Source organism: Streptomyces sp. NPDC088197 (genome assembly GCF_044741185.1).
Lineage (GTDB): Bacteria > Actinomycetota > Actinomycetes > Streptomycetales > Streptomycetaceae > Actinacidiphila.
Map to the genome: position 1 here is coordinate 1 of NZ_JBIUSD010000004.1, position 20,768 is coordinate 20,768.

Here is a 20,768-nt window from a genome sequence, read left to right on the forward strand (position 1 = left end):
AGACTTCCTCCACACCTACAACCACCACCGCACCCACACCGCACTCGGCGGCCAGCCACCCATCACCCGCGTCAACAACCCTCCAGGTCAATACAACTAGCCGGTGATCAGGTCGAATTTCTCCCAGGCGCCGATCGCGGCCCGGTTGGCGACCAGTGGCGCGGCGCCCGCGTTCTCGGCGGTCACGTACTGGTTGGTGGCCTGGGCGCGGAGGCTGACGCTGCCGTCGGAGTTGTGGACGAGGGTGAAGGTCTGGGCGGCGCCGACGGTGGTGGAGTCGGCGATGAGATTGCCGGAACCCGCGCTGACGTAGCGGTTGTTGGCGTGGGCGCGCAGCGCGATGTTGCCGCCGCCCGCGTCGGTCATGTCGAACTGCTCCCAGACGCCGATGGCGGTCCTGTTGGCGATGAGGGCCGCGGCTCCGGCGTTCTCGGCGGTCACGTAGTTGTTGTTCACGCGGGCGCGCAGGCTGATCACGGTACCGGTGCCGCCGCCCGGTGTGGTGGTCGTCGGCTGGGTGGGGCGGACCGCGGTGAGGGCGATCTGGCCCTTGAGCATCTTGCCGCCGTCGCCGGTCAGCCGCAGGTAGTAGTCCGAGGAGCAGGCCGTACCGTCCTCGTCCAGCGCCAGGAACCCGGAGTTGGTCGGCACGAAAGCCTGGGACTCGGCGGTCTTGGCGATCTGGTTGCCCTCGTTGTACTCGTCGAACATCGAGATGTAGATGCCCTGCACCCCGGCCCGGCACATGTTGTAGAACTGCCGCCACATGAAGTCGCCGTGCGCGCGCTGCCGCAGTGTGACGGCGCCGGGCAGGACGCACGGCTGGTAGTCGATGCCGTGGGCGGCGCATTCGGCGAGGTCGGGGACGGTCGCCACGTTGTAGAAGTTGTCGGCGTCCGAGACGTTGCCGATCCGGCCGACCATCCACGGCGAGATCATGTTGAACGCGTGGTAGACGTCGCTGAATCCGGCGCGGGAGTCGCGGTCGCCGGTCCGCCACCAGGTGGGTACGCCGCCGATGACGTAACAGCCCTGGGACTTGAACCAGTTGACGACGTCCAGGCAGGGCGCGGGCGCCCAGGGGCGTTTGTCGTCGTTGAAGCCGAAGCCCCAGATGCAGACGACCGGCTTGCCGTTCTGGGTGGCGTAGGCGGACGAGGCCGTGTGGGCCTTCATCTTGTTGGTCCAGTCGGTCTTGATCTCCGACTGCATGTTGGTCCAGTCGGTGACGTCGTACATGATGTAGAACTTCCGGCCGTGCGACTCCGCCGCGCTGCGCACCTTGGTGGCCATCGCGTCGCGCGTCGGGCCTTCCCCGCCGACGGGGTTGAAGCGCTGGAGCGCGGCGGTGTCGATGTTGTTCTGCTGCATCCACTGGAAGTGGGTGTCCACGGTCTGCTGGTCGTAGGACGAGAAGAGCGTGGCGGGCTGGCCGTTGCCGAGATTCGCGTAGGCGGTCTGGTACGTCTTGGTGTAGTCGCGCATGTCGGGCCAGGCGACGATGCCGGTGTTGGACGGCGACGGGGGCTGGCTGGAGTTGGGGCTCCAGTGCCACCAGGCGTTGATCGGGGCGCCGTCGCCGATGCAGGCGAACCAGCCCTGATAGCCGACCGTGACCTTCCCGACCACGTCTCCCGGCCCGCTCGCGGCGGGGGCGGCCGACGCGGACGGGGAGACGGCGGACGCCGAGGCTCTCGCGGCCAGACCCAGGGCGCCGAGGGCGGCGGCGGACGTACCGGCCGCGGTGACGCTCACGAACTTGCGACGTGACACTGCCATGGATGACTCCGAACGGCGACGCGCGGCGGGACCGCCGGGCGTATCGGTGGACTGAGTGTGGGGGTTCATGCTGTTGGCCTGTTCAACAGATGAACTCAGTGTTCCGTGGTGGGCCGCGCGGGGCGCGCGCGGCCAGCCCGGTGAATTCCGCTCGAATTACGCTGACTTGCGGTGGGGTCCGGCGCGCACAGTCCCTTGACACGCACCTTCACGCCGATCTTCCGTACACGAGCGGTATCGGGCACGCGTCGATTCAACTGCTGAATCCAATGGTGCGTCAAGGGTCTAGACCTGATTGACGGTTCCTCCGGAATTCTCCCGAATGGCGCCCAGGAAAGGCGCGTTGAACGTCCGTATCGGGCACGAAAGGTCGGAGGGGATGATTCAGATAGTGTCAGGCATCGTCAAATATCTCGGCTGACAATCGGCCCCAGCGTTCGGCCGGACGCGCCGCCGCTCGGCCGACTATTCTCGACAGCGGCAGCGTCGCCACTCATCGCGCCCGTCCGCGACAGCGCTGCCGTACCTTCGCGGCGCCTCCGCCGAATCGACGCCTCCCGACGCCTCCCGACGCTTTACCGACAGGAGACAAGCCGGTGCGGAAGACCGAAACGACCTTCACCGCGGGGGATTTAGCCCCGTCACACGTCCTGACCACGATGACCGGGGAGACCGTCGCCGTTCCCGAGGCCGGATATCCGGTGCACCTGCAATTCCGGCGGTTCGCGGGATGCCCGGTCTGCAATCTGCACCTGCGCTCCTTCGTCCGGCGGGCCGACGAGATCAGGGCCGCCGGAATCCACGAGGTCGTGGTCTTCCACGCCCCCGACGAGGAACTGCTCAAGTACGAGGCCGAGTTGCCGTTCGCCGTGGTGGGCGACCCGGACAAGACGCTCTACCGCGAGTTCGGGGTCGAGACCTCGATCCGCGCGGTGGCCGATCCGCGGGTCTGGCCCGCCATCGCGCGCGCGGTCGGCAGCTCGATGTGGGGCACGGTCCGGCGCCGCAACCGTATGGCCCCGGTCGTGCCGACCGGCGGCAGCCTCGGCCTGCCCGCCGACTTCCTGATCGCCCCGGACGGCCGGATCGTCGCGGCGAAGTACGGCGAGCACGCGTACGACCAGTGGTCGGTGGACGAACTGCTCGCGCACGCGGCGCAGGCGGCGGCCACCGCGCCGGCCGACCCCACCGAGGCCCCGGCCTGACGGCCGTCGCGCCACGGTCCGGCCGGGTCCCCACGGCGCCGGGCGTGTCCGCTCGGCACGGCGAGCGGCGCGCCCGCCGTACCTGAGGCCGTACGACCGGCCGGCTCCCGTCGTACCGCCCGCCCACGGCACCTCCCGCGCCCTCACGCCGACAGTGCCCGCACCGCCTCCCCGATCTCCTCCGGGGCGCAGGCCGTGGCCAGCACGTCCAGGGACAGGCCGAGCGCCGCCGCCAGGGCGACCACGGTGAAGAAGGCCGGGGTCGGGGCCCGGCCGGTCTCGATCTTGCGCAGGGTCTCCGCGGAGACCCCGGCCGCCGCCGCCACGTCCACCATGCTGCGGTCGCCGCGGGCGTCGCGGAGCAGTGCGCCGAAGCGTTCGCCGCGGGCGCGCTCCTCGGGGGTCAGGGGTGTTCTCACCATGCCCGTGATACTAATACCGGTATAAGTATTGGGCGAGGCCGCGGCCGGAAGGAGTCCGGCCGCCCGCACGACGAGGAGTCACAGCACATGGTGGAGATCAAGACCGACGCGGCGCTCGACGCGATGCGCGAGGCGGGGCGCGTCGTGGCGCAGGCGCTCGCCGCCGCACGGGAGGCGGCGGCCGTCGGCGTATCGCTTCGGGACCTGGACGCGGCGGCCCACGCCGTCCTGGACAAGGCGGGCGCCACGTCCCCCTTCCTCGGCTACCAGCCGTCCTTCGCCCCCTCCCCCTTCCCCGCGGTGATCTGCGCGTCGGTGAACGACGCGCTCGTGCACGGCATTCCCACCGACTACCGGCTGCGCGACGGCGACCTGGTGAGCATCGACTGCGGCGCGGTGCTCGACGGCTGGGCGGGCGACGCCGCGGTCAGCTTCATCGTGGGCACGCCCCGGCCCGAGGACGTGGAGCTGATCGCCGCCACCCAGCGCGCCCTGGACGCGGGCATCGCGGCGGCCGTCGTCGGCCACCGCCTCGGCGACATCTCGCACGCGGTCGGCGCGGTGGCGCGCACGGCGCGCTGCGGCATGCCCACCGACTTCGGCGGCCACGGCATCGGCCGCCAGATGCACGAGGACCCGCACGTGCCCAACCGCGGGCGGCCGGGGCGCGGCTTCCCGCTCCGCCACGGGCTCGTCCTCGCGATCGAGCCGATGCTGATGTCCGGCGGGCGCGACGAATACCGTACGGACCCGGACGGCTGGACGCTGCGCACGGTCGACGGGAGCCGCGCCGCGCACATCGAGCACACCGTCGCGATCACCGAGCAGGGCCCGCGCGTCCTCACGCTCGTCTGATCCGTCCCGGGCGCCGCCGCCCGCCGCGGTCCACCCGTCGGCCGCCCGCCGCTCGCACGTCCGGCGCACGCCGCGTGCCCCGCGGGCCGCCCGTTGCCTGCCCGTCGTCCGAAACGGGCACTTCCACGGGCCGTATGGCCAACCACCACACCACCTGATCGCCAATACACCCTCTGAACTGGCACTCTTGCCGACCGGTCCGGGTAACACCGGGCAGTTTGTTGTCCGTTATGGGCCGGTCCCTGTCAAAGTAGCGTTGGTATAACTCTTCCACGGGCAAAACCGGGCACGCCTTGCCCGGACCGGCGAAGAGACAGGTGGTGACCGTGAGAGCACAAGAACGCCAACATCGGATCCTCGCGCTCGCGCGCCACCAGGGTCAGGTCGAGGTCACCGTGATGGCCGCCGATCTCAAGGTGGCGCCGGAGACCATCCGCCGCGATCTGGGCGTACTGGAGAGCCGCGGTCTGGTCCGCAGGACGTACGGCGGCGCCTATCCCGTCGAGGGCGCGGGGTTCGAGACCGACCTCGCCCAGCGGGTGACGCTGCATGTCGCCGACAAGCGACGGATCGCGGCCGAGGCGGTCAAGCTGCTCGGCGAGGCGGAGACCGTCTTCGTGGACGAGGGCTACACCCCTCAACTGCTCGCCGCGCTGCTGCCCAGCGACCGGCCGCTGACGGTGGTCACCGCGTCGTTGACCACCGCGGCGGCCGTCGCGGACTCCGCCAACACCACTGTGCTGCTGCTCGGTGGCCGTGTCCGGGCCCGGACGCTGGCCACCGTCGGCTCCTGGGCCTGCGACATGCTCGCGGGCTTCGTCATCGACCTGGCCTTCGTCGGGTCGAACGGCATCTCCCGCGAACTCGGCCTGACCACACCGGATCCCGTGGTCGCCGACGTCAAGGCCAAGGCGCTGGAGGTCTCCCGGCGCCGGATCTTCATGGGCCACCACAGCAAATTCGGCGCGAGCAGCTTCTGCCGCTTCGCCCAGGTCGGCGACTTCGAGGCGATCGTCACCGACACCGGTCTGTCCAGCGCCGAGGCGCACCGCTACGCACTTCTGGGACCCCGCGTCTTCAGAGTCTGACCCGCGGGCCCGCCCCGCGCCGCTCCCCCCTTCCCCTCCCCCCACCTCCCCCGCGATCTCCGAGCTCCCCGCAGGCCCCGCCCCCCCCCCGCAGTCCCGGCGCTCCCCCCGCCTTCCGCACCTCCCCAGTACGCCGATCCGGGCTACCCCCTGCCCTCCCGCACCACGACTCCCGCTCCACCCACCCTCATCCCCGGTCATGAAAGGGACGAATCATGACACCGAGAACGAGAAGCCTTCCCCGCCTGCTGCCCCCGCTCGCCCTCGCCGTCTGCGGCACCCTGCTCGCGGCCTGTTCCGGCGCCGGCGGCTCCGGCGGAAGCTCCGGCGGTCACTCCATCAACGTACTGATGGTCAACAACCCGCAGATGGAGGACCTTCAAAAGCTCACCGCCGCCAACTTCACCAAGTCCACCGGTATCAAGGTCAATTTCACGGTGCTGCCCGAGAACGACGTCCGGGACAAGATCACCCAGGACTTCTCCAGCCAGGCCGGCCAGTACGACGTCGCGACCATCAGCAACTACGAGACGCCGATCTACGCCAAGAACGGCTGGCTCGCCCCGCTCACCGCGCACACCAAGTCCGACACGGCCTTCGCGCAGAGCGACATCCTGCCCGCGCTCCAGCAGTCGCTGACGTACAAGAACGACATCTACGCCGAGCCCTTCTACGGCGAGTCGTCGTTCCTGATGTACCGCAAGGACGTCTTCGCGGCGAAGAACCTGACGATGCCCGCCAACCCGACCTGGGCGCAGGTCGCGGACCTCGCCGCGAAGGTCGACGGCGCGCAGTCCGGCATGAAGGGCATCTGCCTGCGCGGCCAGCCCGGCTGGGGCGAGGTCATCGCCCCGCTGACGACCGTGGTCAACACCATGGGCGGCACCTGGTTCGACAAGGACTGGAAGGCCCAGGTCAACAGCCCCGCCTTCACCAAGGCGACGCAGTTCTACGTGGACCTGGTGCGCGCCCACGGTGAGGCCGGAGCCCCGCAGGCCGGGTTCACCGAGTGCCTCAACGACCTGGAGCAGGGCAAGGTCGCCATGTGGTACGACGCGACGTCGGCGGCCGGTTCACTGGAGGCCAAGGACTCCCCGGTGGCGGGCAAGCTCGGCTACGCGCCCGCTCCGGTCGACCAGACCAAGAGCTCCGGCTGGCTCTACACCTGGGCCTGGGGCCTGCAAAAGGCCAGCAAGCACCAGGACGACGCCTGGAAGTTCATCTCGTGGGCGTCGGGCAAGGGCTACGAGGAACTGGTCGGCAAGCAACTGGGCTGGTCGCGGGTCCCGGCCGGCAAGCGCACCTCCACGTACCAGAACCCGGACTACGTCGCCTCCGCCTCGGCGTTCGCCAAGGCCACCGAGACCGCGCTCGAGGCGGCCAACCCGACGAACCCGGGCATCCAGCCGCGGCCCGCGCCCGGCATCCAGTTCGTCGGCATCCCCGAGTTCACCGATCTGGGCACCCAGGTCTCGCAGCAGATCAGCTCCGCCATCGCGGGCCAGACCAGCGTGAAGAGCGCCTTGTCCGCGAGCCAGAAGCTCGCAGAGAAGGTCGCCGACAAGTACGCGGGCAACTGACCGCCACCGCCCCACCCGACGGTCCCGGCCGCCCCCGGCCCCCCGCACGACGGGGCCGGGCGGCGGGCCCGGGGCGCGAAGCGGAGAGAGACGACTGACACCATGAGCACCCCATCCCTCACCAGACGCATCCGCGCGCCGCAGACCGAGCAAGAGCCTGCGCCGCCCGCCGCGCGCCGGTCCCCCGGCGCCTGGGTCCGGCGGGCCCCGCTGCTGCCGGCCCTGGTCTTCATGATCGTGGTCACCCAACTGCCGTTCGTCGGCACCCTGGTGATCTCGTTCATGCGGTGGAACGCCCTCGACCCCGGTGACCGCGGTTTCGCCGGCCTCCAGAACTACAAGGAAGAGTTCACCGACCCGCAACTGCGCCACGCCCTGACCACCACGGTCGTGCTGACCGTCTCCGTGGTCCTGGTCAGCCTGCTGCTCGGCCTCGGCCTCGCGCTGCTGCTCGACCGGAAGTTCCTCGGCCGGGGCATCGTGCGCACCATGCTCATCACGCCGTTCCTGGTGGTACCGGTGGCGTCCGCGCTGCTGTGGAAGCACGCGCTGTACAACGCGTCGTACGGCCTGATCAACGGCTCGCTCAACTGGCTGTGGAAGCTGTTCGGCAGCGATAACGCGCCGCAGCCGGACTGGCTGTCCACCCACCCGCTGCTGGCCGTCGAGGCGTCGCTGGTGTGGCAGTGGACGCCGTTCATGATGCTGATCCTGCTCGCCGGGCTCCAGAGCCGGCCGATGGACATCGCCGAGGCGGCGCGGGTGGACGGCGCGGGCACCTGGCAGATCTTCCGCTATCTGACCTTCCCGTACCTGCGCCGCTATCTCGAACTGGCGGCCCTGCTCGGGTCGGTGTACGTGGTGCAGAACTTCGACGCCGTGTTCACCATCACCTCCGGCGGTCTCGGCACCGCCAACCTCCCCTACACCGTCTACACGACCTTCTACCAGGCGCACGACTACGGGCAGGCGTCCGCCGCGGGCGTCATCGTGGTCATCCTGTCGATCATCGTGGCCACCTTCGCGCTGCGCACCGTCTCGTCGCTGTTCCGAGAGGAGACCCGGTGATGGCTACCGTCTCCGTGACCACCGCCCGCCGCCGTACGGCGCCCGCCGCCCGCAAGGAGCGGCGCAACCGCTCACTGCTCGGCCTGCTGGCCTGGCTGTGCGGGATCGTCTTCTTCCTGCCCTTCGCGTGGATGGTGCTCACCTCCTTCCACAGCGAGCAGGACGCGGCGACCAACCCGCCGAAGCTCGGGGCGTCGCTGACGCTCCACGGCTACCGGGAGTTCTTCGGCTCCGGCACCGGCGTCAGCCCGTGGCCGCCGCTGGTCAACTCCCTGACAGCGGCGGCGGTTTCCACCGCCCTCGTACTGGTGCTGTCCTTCCCCGCCGCCTACGCGCTGTCGATCAAGCCGGTGCGCAAGTGGACCGACGTGATGTTCTTCTTCCTGTCGACCAAGATGCTGCCCGCCGTCGCGGGCCTGCTGCCGGTCTATCTGATCGCGAAGAACGCCGGTCTGCTGGACAACATCTGGCTGCTGATCCTGCTCTACACCTCGATGAATCTGCCGATCGCGGTGTGGATGATGCGCTCGTTCCTCGCCGAGGTCCCGGTGGAGATCCTGGAGGCCGCCTCGATCGACGGCGCGGGCCTGCCGACCATCCTGGTACGGATCATCGCCCCGGTCGTCACCCCGGGGATCGCCGCGACCGCGCTGATCTCGTTCATCTTCAGTTGGAACGAACTGCTCTTCGCGCGGGTGCTGACCGGTGTGGTGGCCGGTACCGCGCCGGTGTTCCTCACCGGATTCGTCACCAGCCAGGGCCTGTTCCTCGCCAAGGTGTGCGCCGCCGCCGTCTGTATATCCCTGCCGGTACTGGCCGCCGGATTCGCCGCCCAGGACAAGCTCGTCCAGGGCCTCTCTCTTGGAGCCGTCAAGTGAAAGCAGCCGTCATCAGCTCCCCCGGTGTCGTCGGCATCGAGACCGTCGACGACCCGGCGCCCGGCCCCCGGGACGTCGTGGTCCAGGTCGCGGCCTGCGGTCTGTGCGGCACCGATCTGCACATCCTCCAGGGCGAGTTCGCCCCGACCCTGCCGATCGTGCCGGGGCACGAGTTCGCCGGTGAGATCGTCGCCGTGGGCTCCGAGGTCCGCGAGCTGGCCGTGGGCGACCAGGTGGCGGTCGACCCGTCGCTGTACTGCCACGAGTGCCACTACTGCCGGATCGGGCGGAGCAATCTGTGCGAGCGGTGGGCCGCGATCGGCGTGACCGTCCCCGGCGGCGCCGCCGAATTCGCCGTCGCCCCGGTCGCCAACTGCGTCAAACTCCCCGAGCACATACGGACGGTGGACGCGGCGCTGATCGAACCGCTGTCCTGCGCCGTACGCGGCTACGACATCCTGCGCAGCCAACTGGCCAGCCACGTACTGATCTACGGCTCCGGCACCATGGGCCTGATGATGCTGGAGCTGGCCAAGCGGACCGGCGCCGCGACCGTCGACGTCGTCGACATCAACGAGGAGCGGCTGACCACGGCCACGGCGCTGGGCTGCTCGCAGGTGGCGACCAACGCGGACGAGATCGCCCGCCCGCGCGGCTGGGACGTCGTGATCGACGCGACCGGCAACGCGCAGGCCATCCAGGACGCGCTGGACCGGGTCGGCAAGGGCGGCACCTTCCTCCAGTTCGGCGTGGCCGACTACGCCGCGCGCGCGACGATCGAGCCGTACCGCATCTACAACCAGGAGATCACCATCACCGGCTCGATGGCCGTCCTGCACAGCTACGAGCGGGCCGCCGAGCTGTTCGCGGGCGGGGTGCTCGACCCGGAGGTCTTCATCAGCGACCGGCTGCCGCTGGTCGACTACGCGTCGGCGCTCGAGCGGTTCAAGGCCGGCAAGGGCCGGAAGATCCAGGTGGTGCCCTGAGCCCTGCGGGCGCCGCGGCCGTGTCCGCCGGGGAAGCCGATTGTGACCCGGCCGCGGACTTCGACAGGATGGGGCCATGACCGAGATCCGCACGCCCCGCCTGGTCCTGCGCCGCTGGCGCGAGGACGACATCGCGCCGATGGCCGAGATCAACGCCGACCCGGAGGTCATGCGCTACATCGGCGACGGGCTGCCCCGCGACCTGGAGCAGACCGCGGAGTCCATCGAGCGGTGGGAGGAGGAGTGGGACGACGAGGGCTTCGGCCTCTTCGCCGTCGAACTCCTCGCCTCGGGCGAACTGGCCGGGTTCACGGGGCTGTCCGTGCCCACGTTCCTGCCCGAGGTACTGCCCGCGGTGGAGATCGGCTGGCGGCTCGGCCGCCAGTTCTGGGGGCAGGGTTACGCGTCGGAGGCCGCTCACGCCACCTTGGAGTTCGCCCTCCAGGACCGCGGCCTCGACCGCGTGATCAGCATCGCACAGCTCGGCAACGACGCCTCCGAGAACGTGATGCGCAAGCTCGGCATGGTCCCGGACCGCACGACGACCCACCCGGTGTCCGGCCGCCCGGTGCGGGTGCACGCGATCGACCTGACCGAATACCGGGCCTGAGCCGTGGAGGACCGGGCCCGGATCGGTCGGCCGGCCCGTCGGCCAGGTCGGCCCGCCGGTCGGTCAGTCGGTCAGTCGGTCCGCCGGCCTGTCGGCCTGTCGGCCTGTCGGCCTGTCGGCCTGTCGGGGAGCGACGCTGATCACATGGACACGTCACAGGCTTTTCACTAAGGTTTGCCTTGCCTAAGGCAAACCGTGTGTTTTTCCCTGCCTGCGCACCCGTCGTCGTCTTCGCCCCTTTCCCGCCCGTGGAGTTGTTGACCCATGCCTGCCGTGCCCAGAGCCTCCGCTGTCGCCCTGCTCTCCCTGGTCGTCCTCGGCACGGCCGCCGTCACCGGCTGCGCGAAGAAGAACGACGCCTCGTCCGACGGCGCGATACGGGTGGACGCGGCCGACAGCTCCTGCAAGGTCTCGCGCACGGAGTTCCCCGCCGGTTCCGTCAGCCTGGACGTGCACAACAAGGGCTCCAAGGTCACCGAGGTCTACGTCTACGCGCCGGGCGACCGCATCGTCACCGAGCGGGAGAACATCGGCCCCGGCACCAGCGCCACCATCACCGCGCAGATCAAGGCGGGCACGTACGAGGTGGCCTGCAAGCCGGGCATGAAGGGCGACGGCATCCGGCAGAAGATCACCGTGACCGGCGCCAACGCGCCCAAGCCCGGTGACCCGCGGCTCGACGAGGCCGTCGCCTCGTACCGCAAGTACGCGCAGGAGCAGGCCGACCTGACGATCCCGCTGGTGCAGAAGTTCGCCGACGCGATCAAGGCCGGTGACGTGGCCGCGGCCAAGGCCGCCTTCGCCCCGTCGCGGGTCGGCTGGGAGCGCACCGAGCCGGTCGCCGAGAGCTTCGGTGACATCGACCCGAAGACCGACACCCGCGAGGACGGTCTGGAGGACGGCCAGAAGTGGACCGGCTGGCACCGGCTGGAGAAGGCGCTGTGGGCCGACGGCAAGCTGACCCCCGAGGACAGCACCCTCGCCGACGCGCTGGTGGCCGACCTCAAGGACTGGCAGAAGCGGGTCGGCACCGCCGACATCACGCCGACCAGCATGGCCAACGGCGCCAAGGAGCTGCTGGACGAGGTCGCCACCGGCAAGGTCACCGGTGAGGAGGACCGCTACAGCCACACCGACCTGTCGGACTTCGACGCGAACGTGGCGGGCGCCCGCAAGGCGTACGAGCTGCTGAAGCCGGTCGCCGCCGAGAAGGACCCGGCGCTGTCCAAGACCCTGGACACCGAATTCGCCGACATCCAGACGCTGCTGGACAAGTACCGGCAGGGCGACGGCTTCGTCTCGTACGACAAGGTCACCGAGAAGGAGCGCAAGGCGTTCTCCGACGCGGTCAACTCGCTCGCCGAGCCGCTGTCCAAGCTCGCCGCGGCTGTCGCACCCGCCAAGTAACCCTCGGCGCCCGGCTGCCCGGGCGCCGAAACCGCAGCTCACCGAGCCGTGGCACTCCCGCACAGGGAGGGTCACGGCTGCGGTACGCACGACGCAGAACCGATAGAAGGGCCACCGTTCATGGACGAAGCAGCCGGTACCGGCGGCACCGAGTCCACCCCCGCAGACCCCGAGGGCGCCGAGCCCGCCTCGACCGCCCCACAGGGCACGACCGCGGACACGAGCACGGATACCGACACGAGCACGAACACCGACACATCCGCGGACGACCGTACCCACCGGGCGCTCAGCCGCCGCGCGGTCATGGGCTGGGCCGGTGCCGGACTCGCCCTCGGCGCGGCGGGCGGCGGCTCGGTCGCGGCGGCGGTGACCAGCGGTACGAACGGCGGCTCCGCGTCCTCCGACGGCTCCGTCCCCTTCTACGGTGAGCACCAGGCGGGCATCGCCACCCCCGTCCAGGACCGGCTGCACTTCGCGGCATTCGACGTCCTCACCGACGACAAGGCTGAGCTGGCCGCGCTGCTCAAGGAGTGGACGAGCGCCGCCGCCGCGATGACGGCGGGACGCGAGGTCGGCACGGGCGCGGTGGACGGGCCGGCCGAGGCGCCGCCGGACGACACCGGTGAGGCGCTGGGCCTGCCCGCTTCCCGGCTGACCCTCACGGTCGGCTTCGGCCCGAGTCTGTTCGAGCAGGTCGCCGAGGACGGCACGCGCACCGACCGGTTCGGTCTGCGTGCCCGGCGCCCTGCGGCGCTGATCGACCTGCCGCACTTCCCCGGCGACAATCTCGACCCGGCCCGCAGCGGCGGCGACCTGTGCGTCCAGGCGTGCGCGGACGATCCGCAGGTCGCGGTGCACGCGATCCGCAATCTCGCCAGGATCGGCATGGGCAAGGTGTCGGTGCGCTGGTCGCAGCTCGGCTTCGGCAAGACGTCCTCGACGACGCCGGACGCGCAGACGCCGCGCAATCTGATGGGCTTCAAGGACGGCACGCACAATGTGTCGGGCACCGACACATCGACGCTGGACGGCCATGTGTGGGCGGGGCCGGGGGACGGTCCCGACTGGATGACCGGCGGCTCGTACCTGGTCGCGCGCCGGATCCGTATGCACATCGAGACCTGGGACCGCGAGGGCCTCCAGGCGCAGGAGGACGTGTTCGGCCGCACCAAGGGCGAGGGCGCGCCGTACGGCAAGCAGCGCGAGCGCGACACGCCCGACCTCGGGCTGATGCCGAAGGACGCGCATGTACGCCTGGCCCATCCGGACAGCAACGCCGGGCAGATGATCCTGCGCCGCGGCTTCTCCTTCACCGACGGCTCGGACGGTCTGGGGCGGCTGGACGCGGGTCTGTTCTTCCTCGCGTACCAGCGCGACACCCGTAAGGCGTTCGTCCCGTTGCAGCGGCGGCTCGCCGCGAGCGACGCGCTCAACGAGTACATCCAGCACGTCGGTTCCGCGCACTTCGCCTGCCCGCCCGGCGTTCGGAAATCCGGCGAATGGTGGGGGCAGTCCCTGCTCGGCTGACCCCGCCCCTCCCCCCGACCAGCGTCCCACCCGTCCCGGCCCCTGGAGTACCGCCGTGTTCGCCAACTATCTGATCGGCCTGCGAGAGGGCCTGGAAGCCAGCCTGATCGTCTGCATCCTGATCGCCTACCTGGTCAAGTCGGAGCGGCGCGAGAGCCTGCCGCCGGTCTGGACCGGCATCGGCGCCGCCGTGCTGCTGAGCTTCGGCTTCGGCGCGCTGCTCCAGTTCGGTTCGTCGGAGCTGACCTTCAAGGCCCAGGAGGCGCTGGGCGGTTCGCTGTCCATCATCGCGGTCGCGCTGGTCACCTGGATGGTGTTCTGGATGCGCCGCACCGCGCGGCACCTGAAGGCCGAGCTGCACGGCAAGCTGGACGCCGCGCTCGCGATGGGCACGACCGCGCTGGTCGTCACGGCCTTCCTGTCCGTCGGCCGCGAGGGCCTGGAGACGGCGCTGTTCGTGTGGACGGCCGTGCAGTCGAGCGACGACGGCGTCCGTCCGCTGATCGGCGCGATGCTCGGTCTGGTCACCGCCGTGATCCTGGGCTGGCTGTTCTACCGGGGCGCGGTGCGGATCAATCTGGCGAAGTTCTTCACCTGGACCGGTGCCATGCTGGTCGTGGTCGCGGCCGGTGTGCTCGCGTACGGTCTGCACGACCTCCAGGAGGCGGGCTGGATCGGCGGCCTGAACAGCCTGGCCTTCGACATCAGCTCCACGATCCCGCCGGACAGCTGGTACGGCACCCTGCTCAAGGGCGTCTTCAACTTCCAGCCGGACCCGACGGTGCTCCAGGTCTGCGCCTGGGGCGTCTACCTCGTGCCCACGCTGTACTTCTTCTTCCGCCGCTCCGGCGGTCGCCCCGCCCCGGCCGCGCGGGTCTCCCCCGAGCCGTCGCAGCCGGAGACCGCGCGCTGACCTGAGGCACCGGCCCGCTCCGGGACCGCGTGCGGTCCCGTGGCCGGGGCCCGCGCGCGGCCGACGGACGTCACCGGTGGCCGCGGATCGTGTGCGGGACGTAAGGCGCTTCGAGACGGGCGATCTCGTCGTCGGTGAGGGTCACCTCGACCGCGCCGACGGCGTCGTCCACGTGGGCGAGCTTGGTGGCGCCGACGATGGGGGCGGTCACGGCCGGTCGGCTGAGCAGCCAGGCGAGCGCGATCCGGGCCATGGGCACGCCGCGTTCGTCCGCGACGGAGCGGACGGCGTCGACCACGTCGAAGTCGGCCTCGGTGTACAGCTCGTCGGCGTAGGCGTCGCTCCCGGAGCGTACGGTCCTGCGCTCGCCGTCCCTGCCGCGTGATCCGGCGAGCAGGCCGCGGGCCAGCGGGCTCCAGGGGATGGCGCCGACGCCCTGCTCCCGGCAGAGCGGGATCATCTCCCGCTCCTCCTCGCGGTAGACGAGGTTGTAGTGGTTCTGCATCGACACGAAGCGTGGCTGTCCCGCCGCCTTCGCCGTGTACTGGGCGGTGGCGAACTGGTACGCGAACATGCTGGACGCGCCGATGTAGCGGGCCTTGCCCGAGCGGACGACGTCGGCGAGCGCTTCCATCGTCTCCTCGATGGGGGTCTCGTAGTCCCAGCGGTGGATCTGGTAGAGGTCCACGTGGTCGGTGCCGAGCCGGCGCAGTGAGGCGTCGATGCCCGCCAGGATGTGCTTGCGGGACAGCCCTCCGTCGTTGGGGCCCGGTCCCATCGGCAGGCAGACCTTGGTGGCGAGCACGTAGTCGTCGCGGTGGCCGAAGAGCTTGCTCAGCAGCCGTCCGGTGATCTCCTCGCTGCGGCCGAGCGAGTACATGTCGGCGGTGTCGAAGAACGTCACACCGCCCTCGACGGCCCGCCGCACCAGAGGCTCGGACGCTTCCTCGTCGAGCATCCACGCCCGGTTGGCCGGGTCGCCGTAGCTCATCATCCCCAGGGCGATCCGTGACACCTTCAGGCCCGTCGTGCCCAGCCGGGTGTACTCCATGCCGTCTCCTCGCGTCGTGGTCCCCTTGTCCACGGGTACCCCGGCCGACCCGGATCAATATTGCTGTTCCGGCAACAAAGTTTGCCGCCCGCACGCCAGGTGTCCGATGCTCCGTGCTCGGAGGTGGTCACCATGACCGACAAGGTGAGCGGGAACGGAAACGGGCAGGCGGCGGCGCGTACGGAGGCGGCCGGGGAGCGGCGCTTCGACATCGTGGTGGTCGGCGGCGGGGCGGCCGGGCTGAGCGCGGCCCTGACGCTGGGCCGGGCGCGCCGCTCGGTGCTGGTGATCGACGCGGGCGAGCCGCGCAACGCGCCCGCCGACGGCATTCACAACTATCTGGGCCGCGAAGGCGCGACGCCCGCGGAGCTGCTGGCCACCGGCCGGGAGGAGGTCGCCCGCTACGGCGGTGAGACCGCCGAGGGCCGGGCCGTCTCGGCCGCGCGGCTCGGCGGCGGCGGCTTCCGCGTCGGGCTGGACGACGGCTCAGCGGTCCGCGCCGAGCGGCTGCTGCTGGCGACCGGCCTGGTGGACGGGCTGCCCGAGGTGCGGGGGCTGGCCGGGCGGTGGGGGCGCGAGGTGCTGCACTGCCCGTACTGCCACGGCTGGGAGGTGAGCGGCCAGGCGATCGGCGTGCTGGGCACCGGCCCGCTGGCGGTGCACCAGGCGCTGATGTGGCGGCAGTGGAGCCAGGACGTCACCCTCTTCGTGCACACCGCGCCCGAGCCGGACGACGAGCAGTACGAGCGGCTGGCCGCCCGCGGGATCGCCGTGGTCGAGGGCGAGGTGGCCGCCGTGGAGGTGACCGACGACCGGCTCACCGGTATGACACTGGCCGGTGGCCGGGTGATCCCCTGCCAGGCGCTGGTGGTGTCCACCCGCCTGGACGCCAGGACGGATCTGCTGGCGGACCTCGGTCTGACCACGGTCGAGCAGGAGATCGGCGGGGTGCCGATCGGCACCCGCGTCGAGGCCGATCCGACCGGCGCCACCGCCGTGCCGGGCGTCTGGGTCGCGGGCAATGTGGCCTCACCTGTCGAGATCCTCATCGGCGGCGCCACGGCGGGTGTCAGGGCCGCCGCGGCGATCAACGCGGATCTGACCGAGCAGGAGACGCTGGCCGCGGTGGCCGCGCGCCGCGCTTCGGCGGGCGCCGCGCCGACCGCGTAGGGCGCGCGGCTCCCAGCGGTACGGGGACGGCACCGAGCGGTACGAGGACGGCTTCCAGCGGTACGAGGACGGCACCGACCCGTAAGGGAACGACGCGCCGACGCCACCGCGCGGACGACGGCGACACGCCCGTGCGGGCGCGCTCCACGAAGATCACAAAACTCACGAAGGGCAAGGACAGGCCGATGACCGACAACACTCCGGCGACCGAGGAACTCCAGGGCGAGGAGTTCTGGAACGCCCGCTACTCCGGGAGCGAGCGGATCTGGAGCGGCGATCCCAATACGGTCCTGGTCCGCGAGGTGGCCGGGCTGCCCCCCTGCCGGGCGCTCGACCTGGGCTCCGGCGAGGGCGGCGACGCGATCTGGCTCGCCCGGCAGGGCTGGCGGGTCACCGCCACCGACATCTCGGGGGTCGCGCTCGACCGCGCGGCGCGGCACGCCGAGGAGGCGGGCGTCGGCGACCGGATCGACTGGCAGCGGCACGACCTCGGCGTGTCCTTCCCCGAGGGCGCGTTCGACCTCGTCTCGGCCCAATTCCTGCACACCCCGGGCGAGATGCCGCGCGAGGAGATCCTGCGGACAGCGGCGGCGGCCGTCGCGCCCGGCGGCGTCCTGCTCGTCGTCGGCCACTCGGGCTTCCCCGCCTGGGAGAAGAACCCGCACCCTGAGGTGCATCTGCCCTCGCCGCAGGAGGTGCTGGCCTGCCTCGAACTGCCGGACGGCGCGTGGGAGGTGCTGCTCTGCGCGGAGCACGAGCGGATCCAGAACGACCCCGACGGGCGCCCGACCACGCGTACCGACAACGCCGTGAAGGTCCGCAGGCTCCCCGTGTCCGGCTGACCCGGCGCACGACACGCCGGGCGGCACCCGGACCCGGCACCCGGACCCGGCGCACGACACGCGCGACGCGGGCGGGGTCGCGGACCTCGCGCCTCCCGCTCGCCCGGCGTTCGGCGACACGGGGGTCTTCACCCCCTGGTCGGCATGGTGTCGGGTATCAGTGGGAACCTGTGCGGCATGACGGAGATCGGACTGCCCCATGGCGTACGAGCGTGCCTCTTCGACCTGGACGGCGTGCTGACGCCGACCGCGCTGGTGCACGCGGCCGCGTGGAAGGAGACCTTCGACGACTTCCTGCGGGACAGGGACGGCGAGGGTTTCCGCCCCTTCGACGCGAAGGCGGACTACGACGCGTACGTGGACGGACGTCCGCGCGCCGACGGCGTGCGCACCTTCCTCCGGGCCCGCGGCATCGAACTGCCCGAGGGCGAGGACGGCGACCCACCGGACCGGCAGACCGTCAACGGCCTCGGCAACCGCAAGAACGACGTCGTGCTGGAGAAGATCCGCACCGAGGGCGTACGCCCCTACCCCGGCTCGGTGCGCTATCTGGAGGCGGTACGGGCGGCGGGCCTGCGCACGGCGGTGGTGTCGTCCAGCGCCAACTGCCGTGACGTGCTGGTCTCCGCGGGCATCGAGCACCTGCTGGACGTACGGGTGGACGGTGTTGTCGCCAAGGAGCGGCATCTGCCGGGCAAGCCGCACCCGGACACCTTCCTGGCCGCGGCCGAGGAGCTGGGCTTCGACGCCGCCCGCGCGGCGGTCTTCGAGGACGCGCTGGTCGGCATGGACGCGGGCCGCTCCGGGCACTTCGGCTTCGTCGTCGGCGTGGACCGGGTCGGACAGACCGACGCGCTGCGCGAGCACGGCGCCGACACCGTCGTGAAGGACCTCGCCGACCTGATCGGAGTGACCGCGTGATCACCGACCCCGCCTATGAGGTCGCCCCCTGGAGCCTGCGCGAGTCCGAACTGAATCTGGACGTGCTGCCGCAGAGCGAGTCCGTCTTCGCCGTCTCCAACGGGCACATCGGCTGGCGCGGCAACCTCGACGAGGGCGAGCCGAACGGCCTGCCCGGCTCGTACCTCAACGGGCTGCACGAGACGCACCCGCTGCCGTACGCCGAAGCGGCCTACGGCGACCCGGAGTCCGGACAGACCGTCATCAACGTCACCAACGGCAAGATCATCCGGCTGCTGGTGGACGACGAGCCGTTCGACCTGCGGTACGGCACGATCCGTTCGCACGAGCGTGAACTGGACCTGCGGGCCGGGGTGTTGCGCCGGGTGTGCGAGTGGGTCTCCCCCGCGGGCCGCGCGGTGCGGGTGCGTTCGACGCGCATGGTGTCCTTCACGCAGCGCGCGGTGGCCGCCGTCGCGTACGAGGTGGAGCCGCTGGACGGCAGCCTGCGGGTGGTCGTGCAGTCGGAACTGGTGGCCAACGAGGAGGTGCCGCGCAGCGAGGGCGACCCGCGGCGGGCCGCCGCGCTGGAGAACCCGCTGGTGCCGGAGGAGAACTTCGCGTCCGGCACCCGGCTGCGGCTGGTGCACTCCACGGCCCGCAGCGGACTGCGGCTGGCCGCCGCCGCCGATCACCGCGTGGACGGCCCCGAGGCGACCACGAAGGTCTCCTCGGAGTCCGACGACGACGTCAGCAGGCTCACCATCACCTCCGTACTGGAGTCCGGGCAGCGGCTGCGGCTGGAGAAATTCGTCGCGTACGGCTGGTCGGCGACCCGGTCGCTGCCCGCGCTGCGCGACCAGGCGGACGCGGCGCTGGTCGGCGCCCGCGACACCGGGTGGGACGGCCTGCTGGAGCAGCAGCGCGCCTACCTGGACGACTTCTGGGACCGGGCGGACGTGGAGGTCGACGGCGACACCGAGATCCAGCAGGCGGTGCGCTTCGGGCTCTTCCACGTCCTGCAGGCCGGTGCGCGGGCCGAGGAACGGGCGATCCCCGCCAAGGGTTTGACCGGCTCCGGCTACGACGGTCACACCTTCTGGGACGCCGAGACGGCCGTGCTGCCGGTGCTGACCTTCACCGCCCCGCGCGCGACCTCGGAGGTGCTGCGCTGGCGCCACAACACACTGCCTGCGGCTCAGGAGCGCGCCCATCAACTGGGCCTGGCCGGTGCCGCGTTCCCGTGGCGGACGATCAACGGCGCCGAGGCGTCGGGGTACTGGCCCGCGGGCACGGCGGCCTTCCACATCAACGCCGACATCGCCGACGCGGTGGTGCGCTATGTGACGACCACCGGCGACCGGGACTTCGAGGAGAACATCGGCCTCGAACTCCTCGCGGAAACCGCCAGGTTGTGGCGGTCCCTGGGTCATCACGACCACGCGGGGGCCTTCCACATCGACGGCGTGACCGGGCCCGACGAGTACAGCGCGATCAGCGACGACAACGCGTACACCAACCTGATGGCGCAGGCGAATCTCGTCGCGGCGGCGGACGCCGCCGAGCGCCATCCGCGCCGGGCCGCCGAGTTGGGCGTCACCGACGAGGAGACGGCGGCCTGGCGGGACGCGGCGGCGGCGATGTCCCTGCCGTACAACGAGGAGCTGGGGGTCCACGAGCAGTCCAAGGGCTTCACCCGGCACCAGGTGTGGAACTTCGCCGAGACCGATCCGGCGCACTATCCGCTGCTGCTCAACTACGCCTACTTCGACCTGTACCGCAAGCAGGTGGTCAAGCAGGCCGACCTGGTGCTGGCGATGTTCCTGCGCGGAGACGCCTTCGAACACGCCCAGAAGGTACGGAACTTCGCGTACTACGAGCCGCTGACCGTCCGCGACTCCTCGCTGTCGGCGTACTGCCAGTCGATCATCGCCGCCGAGGTCGGCCATCTCCAACTGGCCTACGACTACCTCGGCGAGTCGGCGCTGATCGACCTCGGCGACCTGGAGAACAACTCGCGTGACGGCCTGCACATCGCGGCGCTCGCCGGTACGTGGACGGCGCTGGTGTCGGGGCTCGGCGGGATGCGGCTCTTCGACGGCGACCCGATCCGCTTCGCGCCCCGGCTGCCCGACGCGCTCAGCCGGATCGCCTTCCGGCTGGCCTTCCGCGGGCGCCGGCTGCACGTCGAGGTCACCAGGAGCGAGGCCACGTACACCCTCGCGGAGGGCGAGCCGATCGAGGTCCTGCACTACGAGAAGTCCTTCATGCTGACCGCGGAGCACCCGGTCAGCCGCGACCTGCCGGAGATCGAGCACCGCCCGCAGCCCTCGCAGCCCCCGGGCCGGGCGCCGCGCCGCCGCAATCAGCGGCCCGGCTAGGGCCGTCCGGGGAACGCAGTGGGGTGGGGGCGCCGGGGGGCCGGCCGCCCCCCCCCCCCGGGTGTGTGAAAGGGGGGGGGGGGGGGGCGGGGGTGGGCGCCCGAGG

General features: G+C 71.0%; 18 protein-coding genes and 1 pseudogene. 16 read left to right on the plus strand and 3 right to left on the minus strand.

The genetic code is table 11. The annotated features are described in order from the left end of the window. Positions 1-100 (plus strand): annotated as a pseudogene (locus ACIOC1_RS12045) (IS481 family transposase); the annotation flags it as partial. Here ACIOC1_RS12045 and ACIOC1_RS12050 read toward each other — a convergent pair. Then, positions 97-1,779, minus strand: a complete 1,683-nt coding sequence (locus tag ACIOC1_RS12050; protein ID WP_401853675.1) for a xylosidase — start codon at positions 1,777-1,779, stop codon at positions 97-99. The pseudogene ACIOC1_RS12045 and the gene ACIOC1_RS12050 sit on opposite strands and share 4 nt — an antisense overlap. 596 nt (positions 1,780-2,375) lie before the next feature. Here ACIOC1_RS12050 and ACIOC1_RS12055 point away from each other — a divergent pair. Next, entirely contained in the window at positions 2,376-2,984 is a 609-nt protein-coding gene (locus ACIOC1_RS12055; protein ID WP_401722227.1) for a peroxiredoxin-like family protein, read from the plus strand. Positions 2,985-3,127: 143 nt separating this feature from the next. Here the strand turns inward: ACIOC1_RS12055 and ACIOC1_RS12060 are convergent, their stop codons facing one another. Beyond that, the gene (locus ACIOC1_RS12060) at positions 3,128-3,406 is read right to left on the minus strand and encodes a helix-turn-helix transcriptional regulator (RefSeq protein ID WP_355349207.1); all 279 of its coding nucleotides are present in this window, start codon (positions 3,404-3,406) and stop codon (positions 3,128-3,130) included. An 87-nt stretch (positions 3,407-3,493) separates the two neighbouring features. Between ACIOC1_RS12060 and map the strand changes: the two genes are divergently transcribed. The 10 genes from map to efeU all read left to right on the plus strand — a co-directional run bounded on the left by map (position 3,494) and on the right by efeU (position 14,318). Then, positions 3,494-4,261 carry a type I methionyl aminopeptidase gene (map, locus tag ACIOC1_RS12065; RefSeq protein ID WP_355349210.1) on the plus strand — a complete coding sequence of 256 codons (768 nt, stop codon included), beginning with the start codon at positions 3,494-3,496 and terminating at the stop codon, positions 4,259-4,261. A 326-nt stretch (positions 4,262-4,587) separates the two neighbouring features. Next, entirely contained in the window at positions 4,588-5,349 is a 762-nt protein-coding gene (locus ACIOC1_RS12070) for a DeoR/GlpR family DNA-binding transcription regulator (RefSeq protein WP_188284604.1), read from the plus strand. A 215-nt stretch (positions 5,350-5,564) separates the two neighbouring features. After that, on the plus strand, positions 5,565-6,929 hold the full coding sequence (locus tag ACIOC1_RS12075; protein WP_391118214.1) for an extracellular solute-binding protein: 1,365 nt from the start codon (positions 5,565-5,567) through the stop codon (positions 6,927-6,929). 102 nt (positions 6,930-7,031) lie between these two features. Next, the gene (locus tag ACIOC1_RS12080) at positions 7,032-7,997 is read left to right on the plus strand and encodes a sugar ABC transporter permease (RefSeq protein ID WP_355349217.1); all 966 of its coding nucleotides are present in this window, start codon (positions 7,032-7,034) and stop codon (positions 7,995-7,997) included. After that, positions 7,997-8,875, plus strand: coding sequence for an ABC transporter permease subunit (locus tag ACIOC1_RS12085; protein ID WP_391049820.1), 879 nt, complete (start codon positions 7,997-7,999; stop codon positions 8,873-8,875). Before ACIOC1_RS12080 ends, ACIOC1_RS12085 begins: the two co-directional genes overlap by 1 nt. After that, positions 8,872-9,861, plus strand: a complete 990-nt coding sequence (locus tag ACIOC1_RS12090; RefSeq protein WP_188284600.1) for a zinc-dependent alcohol dehydrogenase family protein — start codon at positions 8,872-8,874, stop codon at positions 9,859-9,861. Before ACIOC1_RS12085 ends, ACIOC1_RS12090 begins: the two co-directional genes overlap by 4 nt. A 76-nt stretch (positions 9,862-9,937) precedes the next feature. Then, positions 9,938-10,471 (plus strand): GNAT family N-acetyltransferase, encoded by a 534-nt coding sequence (locus tag ACIOC1_RS12095; RefSeq protein ID WP_355349224.1) that lies wholly within the window; start codon positions 9,938-9,940, stop codon positions 10,469-10,471. 264 nt (positions 10,472-10,735) lie between these two features. Then, positions 10,736-11,878 (plus strand): iron uptake system protein EfeO, encoded by a 1,143-nt coding sequence (efeO, locus tag ACIOC1_RS12100; RefSeq protein ID WP_355349227.1) that lies wholly within the window; start codon positions 10,736-10,738, stop codon positions 11,876-11,878. A gap of 120 nt (positions 11,879-11,998) precedes the next feature. Continuing rightward, entirely contained in the window at positions 11,999-13,405 is a 1,407-nt protein-coding gene (gene efeB, locus ACIOC1_RS12105) for an iron uptake transporter deferrochelatase/peroxidase subunit (protein ID WP_401853678.1), read from the plus strand. Between the two features lie 55 nt (positions 13,406-13,460). Further along, on the plus strand, positions 13,461-14,318 hold the full coding sequence (gene efeU / locus ACIOC1_RS12110; protein ID WP_355349232.1) for an iron uptake transporter permease EfeU: 858 nt from the start codon (positions 13,461-13,463) through the stop codon (positions 14,316-14,318). A 70-nt stretch (positions 14,319-14,388) separates the two neighbouring features. On the opposite strand, the gene ACIOC1_RS12115 is transcribed toward efeU, so the two are convergent. Next, on the minus strand, positions 14,389-15,369 hold the full coding sequence (locus tag ACIOC1_RS12115) for an aldo/keto reductase (protein WP_401853681.1): 981 nt from the start codon (positions 15,367-15,369) through the stop codon (positions 14,389-14,391). Between the two features lie 132 nt (positions 15,370-15,501). Here ACIOC1_RS12115 and ACIOC1_RS12120 point away from each other — a divergent pair, with 132 nt between their 5' ends. The 4 genes from ACIOC1_RS12120 to ACIOC1_RS12135 all read left to right on the plus strand — a co-directional run bounded on the left by ACIOC1_RS12120 (position 15,502) and on the right by ACIOC1_RS12135 (position 20,662). Then, a complete protein-coding gene (locus tag ACIOC1_RS12120; RefSeq protein ID WP_401853684.1) occupies positions 15,502-16,539 on the plus strand; it encodes an NAD(P)/FAD-dependent oxidoreductase in 1,038 nt (345 codons plus the stop codon). 185 nt (positions 16,540-16,724) lie between these two features. Beyond that, positions 16,725-17,381 carry an SAM-dependent methyltransferase gene (locus ACIOC1_RS12125; RefSeq protein WP_401853686.1) on the plus strand — a complete coding sequence of 219 codons (657 nt, stop codon included), beginning with the start codon at positions 16,725-16,727 and terminating at the stop codon, positions 17,379-17,381. Positions 17,382-17,558: 177 nt separating this feature from the next. Further along, positions 17,559-18,302, plus strand: a complete 744-nt coding sequence (locus ACIOC1_RS12130; RefSeq protein WP_401722214.1) for an HAD family hydrolase — start codon at positions 17,559-17,561, stop codon at positions 18,300-18,302. Next, positions 18,299-20,662 (plus strand): glycosyl hydrolase family 65 protein, encoded by a 2,364-nt coding sequence (locus tag ACIOC1_RS12135; protein ID WP_391049805.1) that lies wholly within the window; start codon positions 18,299-18,301, stop codon positions 20,660-20,662. The genes ACIOC1_RS12130 and ACIOC1_RS12135 overlap by 4 nt, the downstream gene beginning before the upstream one ends. Positions 20,663-20,768 lie beyond the last annotated feature (106 nt).